Origin of the sequence: Thiohalobacter sp. (assembly GCF_027000115.1) — a bacterium.
GTDB lineage: Bacteria > Pseudomonadota > Gammaproteobacteria > Thiohalobacterales > Thiohalobacteraceae > JALTON01.
Map to the genome: position 1 here is coordinate 1 of NZ_JALTON010000035.1, position 4354 is coordinate 4354.

Consider the following 4354-nt stretch of genomic DNA (forward strand, 5'->3'; position numbering starts at 1 on the left):
ATTCGAATACTCTGAAGTCCTCACCGAGAGGTCAGGTTTCGATGAACGAGAAGGTCGCCTCCAAATCGTCTGCCGACATCGAGGACGTCCTCTACCAGAAGCGCCAGAAGATCTACCCGCGCGAGGTGCACGGTGTGTTTGCGCGTCTGCGCACGCTCGCGGTGTTCGCGCTGCTCGGCCTCTATTACGTCCTCCCCTGGATCGACTATGACGGTCACCAGTCGGTGCTGTTCGACCTGCCGGCGCGCAAGTTCTACATCTTCGGACTGACCTTCTGGCCCCAGGACTTCATCTATCTCGCCTGGCTGCTGGTCATCGCAGCCCTGTCGTTGTTCTTCTTCACCTCGCTCGCCGGGCGGCTGTGGTGCGGCTATGCCTGCCCGCAGACGGTGTGGACCGAAGTGTTCATGTGGATGGAGCGCCGGATCGAGGGCGACCGGCCGAAGCAGATGAAGCTCGACCGCATGCCCTGGAACGCCACCAAGCTGCGGATCAAGGCCACCAAGCATGCCGCCTGGCTGGCCTTTGCGGCCTGGACCGGCCTCACCTTCGTGGGCTTCTTCACGCCCATCAAGGAACTCGGCGCCAACCTGCTCAACCTCAGCCTGGGCCCCTGGGAGACCTTCTGGATCATCTTCTATGGCTTCGCCACCTACGGCAATGCCGGCTGGCTGCGCGAGCAGGTCTGCATCTACATGTGTCCCTACGCGCGCTTCCAGAGCGCCATGTTCGATGCCGACACCCTGATCATTTCCTACGACGAGAAGCGTGGGGAACCGCGCGGTTCGCGCAAGCGGGGCGTGAACCCCCGGGAACTGGGGCTGGGCGACTGCATCGACTGCACCCTGTGCGTGCAAGTGTGCCCGACCGGTATCGACATCCGCGACGGGCTGCAGTACCAGTGTATCGGCTGCGCGGCCTGCATCGATGTCTGCAACGAGGTGATGGACAAGATGGGCTACGAAAAGGGGCTCATCCGCTACACCACCGAGAACCTGATGGCCGGCAAGGGCCTTCATGTCATCCGTCCGCGCACCATCTTCTATGCGCTGGTGCTGCTGGCCCTGAGCGCCGGGTTGATCTGGTCCATTGCCAGTCGGATACCGGTTGAACTGGACATCATCCGCGATCGCAATTCGCTGTATCGCGAAACTGCAATGGGACTGGTTGAAAACATCTACACCCTGAAGATCATCAACAAGGATGAACGGCCACACGAATACCGGCTGACCATCGATGGCCTGTCGGGTGCCGAGCTCGACCTGGGCCGCGAGACGCTTCGGGTGCCCGCCGGCGAGGTGCTCGGCCTGCCGGTTCGGGTACGCATCGACCCGGTCAACCTGAAACAGCCCAGCAGCGAGATCCGCTTCACCCTGGAAGCGGTCGATGACCCGGATATCCGGACCACCCAGACCGGCCGTTTCCTCGGCCCGGTCGGCGGCTGAGGAGGATGCCATGAATGCCACGCCCGAATCCCTGCGCCCCGCACGCCCCTGGTATCGCCAGTTCTGGCCCTGGTTCCTGATCGCCCTCCCCGCCTCGGCGGTGATTGGTGGCCTGATCACCATATTCGTCGCGGTGGAGAACCGAGACGGCCTGGTGGTGGACGACTACTACAAGGAGGGCCTCGCCATCAACGTCCAGCTCGATCGCGAACGCAGGGCGGCCGAACTGGGACTGGCGGCACTGGTGCGGCATCATCCCGCACAGCGGCAACTGGAGGTGTTCCTGGAAGGGGCGCCCGCGGTGCTGGCGGAACTGGATCGCCTGGAGCTGTGGCTGGCCCACCCCACCCGCGCCAACAAGGATCGGCATATCCAGATGGCTCGCGTGGCACCGGGGCACTATGTCAGCGAGCTCAGGGCAATGGCGCCGGGCCGCTGGCATCTGATACTGAGTTCCCCCGAGGGGGACTGGCGCTTGACGGGGCGACTGGATCTGACGCATGGTGGACAGACGCGGATCACCCCAAGCGATTGATTAGATTATCATAATGTTCTGATGGGGTCGCCGCGACGGGCAGCAGAGGAGGATCGTGATGCAGGAAACCCCGCTCATCCAACGTGTCGTGGCCATCCTGTGGCCCTCTTTCCTGGTCGGTGGCGCCGCCACGGCGCTGTTCTTCACCGCCTTCGATCCGGTTCATCTGTTCGAGGGCACCGCGCTTGCAGGCATCTCCCGACTCGGCGGCTATACCCTGGGCTTCTTCGCCTTCTGGCTGCTCGGGGTGCTGAGCAGCGGGCTCACCTGCTATTTCCAGCAACCCTGCGACCGGGTCGGTGGCAACGGCCGCCCGGGCCGCCTGCGCCGCGAAGGCCGGGACGACCAAGACCTGCGCAAGGTGGTCTGACCAGGCTGCCGCGTTCGGCGGATTCCGTGGCGTTCTTCGCCCGTCGGTGGCCCGAGATCAGACCTGCAGCCAGAAGGTCACCGGGCCGTCGTTGACCAGTTCCACCGCCATGTGGGCACCAAAGCGTCCGGCGCCGACCGGTGCATGTTCCGCCCGGGCCCGTTCCAGCAGATATTCGAACCAGCGCCGCCCCTCTTCCGGCGCCGCCGCCGGCGTGAAGCTGGGTCGCATGCCCTTTCGGGTATCGGCGGCCAGGGTGAACTGGGGCACCAGCAACAGGCCCCCACCCGTGTCACGCAGACTCCGGTTCATCCGTCCCTCGGCATCCTCGAACACCCGGTAGCCCAGCAGCCGCTCCAGCAGCCGGTCGGCCTGGGCCGCGCCGTCGTCGCGCTCGATGCCTACCAGCACCAGCAGGCCGGCATCGATGGCCGCCACGGTTTCACCCTCCACCCGCACCGCGGCGCGCGTCACCCTCTGCAGCAGTCCGATCATGCGTTTCAGCCCAGGCGGGCAGCGAACTCGTCGGTGGCCTGCACCAGGGCGCTGGCGATACCCGATTCGGCAGCGGCATGACCGGCATCGGGAATAACCATCAGCTCTGCCTGCGGCCAGGCGCGATGCAGTTCGTGGGACTGTTCCAGGGGGCAGACGCAGTCGTAACGACCATGGACGATCACCCCGGGGATGTCGCGCAGGCGACCGGCATCGCGCAGGATCTGGTTGGGCTCCAGAAAGGCATCGTGCATGAAGTAGTGACACTCGATGCGGGCCAGGCTCAGTGCCGTGTAGGGGTCTGCGAAGTGATTCAGCACGGCACGGTTGGGCAGCAGGCTGGCCGTCCGCGCCTCCCACAGCGACCACGCCTTGGCAGCCGCCATGCGTTCCACTTCATTGTCGCCGGTCAGGCGACGATGGTAGGCCGCAATCAGCCGGTCGCGCTCGTCCTCGGGAATGGGCGCAAGAAAATCCTGCCAGTAGTCGGGAAACAGGTGCGAGGCACCGTCCTGGTAGAACCAGTGCAGATCGCGCGGCCGGCAGAGGAAGATGCCGCGCAGCACCAGGCCCAGCACCCGTTCCGGCCAGGTTTCGGCGTAGACCAGGGCCAGGGTCGAGCCCCAGGATCCGCCGAACAGCAACCAGCGATCGATACCCAGCGTCTCGCGGATCTGCTCCATGTCGGCGAGCAGGTGCGCCGTGGTGTTGTTGGTCAGTTCGGCGTGAGGCGTGGACTTGCCGGCACCGCGCTGGTCGAACAGCACGATGCGGTAGCGGGCGGGATCGAAGAACTGCCGATGCCAGGGCTCGATACCGCCGCCGGGACCGCCATGCAGGAACAGCACCGGAATCCCGGCGGGATTGCCGCACTCCTCCACGTGCAGCCGGTGCAGGTCATCGACGGCGAGTGTGTGCTGGACGTAGGGGCGGATTTCCGGGTACAGGGCTTCCATTCGGCATGTCCTTGCAGGGCGCGTGTGCGAATCGGCTTACAAAGATTTCATACCCGGGCGACTACAGCAAGGCGACAGGGAATGTCACCATTTTGCCGGCGCTGCCGCCAGTTCCGGGGACAAGACGAACGGCGACAGTCGCGACAACCCGGCTGCGACCCGCTCGTCACGCCAAGGGAGGAACCGTTCGGGACAACCTCGTAGCCGGGATCCAGGGACGGATTACGATCGCCTTCCAGCCCAGTGGCAATCGGCCCGATCACCGATCGGGCATTTTTTTGTCCGGCACGCGCCGCCCACGCACCCGCGTCCATGGTTCTGTTCGGAGTGGACTTCAGGGTTGAAAGAACGGGCTGGCCACGGAATCCACTGCATCCACGGAAAGAAAGACTGTCAAAGCGCACGTCACAGCAGGATCGGCGGCCGCCGCAGCCCGCCCTCCCTCACGCCTGACTCGCGACTTCCCCCGCATCCCTCAAACAGAAAGGCCCCGCCGAAGCGGGGCCTTTCTGGGTGGGAAGCACCCGCCTCAGATGAACAGGCACACGTCCGA

5 protein-coding genes are annotated in these 4354 nt (G+C 64.9%); 3 read left to right on the top strand and 2 right to left on the bottom strand.

Features of this window, described 5'->3' with window-relative positions; all coding sequences use genetic code 11:
• The first annotated feature begins 41 nt into the window (after positions 1-41).
• The 3 genes from ccoG to MVF76_RS05365 are packed head-to-tail and all read left to right on the top strand — an operon-like array spanning position 42 to position 2350.
• Positions 42-1445 (top strand): cytochrome c oxidase accessory protein CcoG, encoded by a 1404-nt coding sequence (gene ccoG, locus MVF76_RS05355; RefSeq protein WP_297527766.1) that lies wholly within the window; start codon positions 42-44, stop codon positions 1443-1445.
• 10 nt (positions 1446-1455) lie between these two features.
• Positions 1456-1980, top strand: coding sequence for a FixH family protein (locus MVF76_RS05360; RefSeq protein ID WP_297527767.1), 525 nt, complete (start codon positions 1456-1458; stop codon positions 1978-1980).
• Positions 1981-2038: 58 nt separating this feature from the next.
• A complete protein-coding gene (locus MVF76_RS05365; protein ID WP_297527768.1) occupies positions 2039-2350 on the top strand; it encodes a hypothetical protein in 312 nt (103 codons plus the stop codon).
• A gap of 57 nt (positions 2351-2407) precedes the next feature.
• Here MVF76_RS05365 and dtd read toward each other — a convergent pair whose 3' ends face one another.
• Positions 2408-2845, bottom strand: a complete 438-nt coding sequence (gene dtd, locus MVF76_RS05370; protein ID WP_297527769.1) for a D-aminoacyl-tRNA deacylase — start codon at positions 2843-2845, stop codon at positions 2408-2410.
• A gap of 5 nt (positions 2846-2850) precedes the next feature.
• Positions 2851-3801 carry a prolyl aminopeptidase gene (gene pip, locus MVF76_RS05375; RefSeq protein WP_297527770.1) on the bottom strand — a complete coding sequence of 317 codons (951 nt, stop codon included), beginning with the start codon at positions 3799-3801 and terminating at the stop codon, positions 2851-2853.
• Positions 3802-4354: the final 553 nt, after the last annotated feature.

Coding starts and splice junctions, on each gene's coding strand:
- ccoG (WP_297527766.1), top strand. CDS start 42: ATGAACGAGAAGGTCGCCTCCAAATCGTCTGCCGACATCGAGGACGTC.
- MVF76_RS05360 (WP_297527767.1), top strand. CDS start 1,456: ATGAATGCCACGCCCGAATCCCTGCGCCCCGCACGCCCCTGGTATCGC.
- MVF76_RS05365 (WP_297527768.1), top strand. CDS start 2,039: ATGCAGGAAACCCCGCTCATCCAACGTGTCGTGGCCATCCTGTGGCCC.
- dtd (WP_297527769.1), bottom strand. CDS start 2,845: ATGATCGGACTGCTGCAGAGGGTGACGCGCGCCGCGGTGCGGGTGGAG.
- pip (WP_297527770.1), bottom strand. CDS start 3,801: ATGGAAGCCCTGTACCCGGAAATCCGCCCCTACGTCCAGCACACACTC.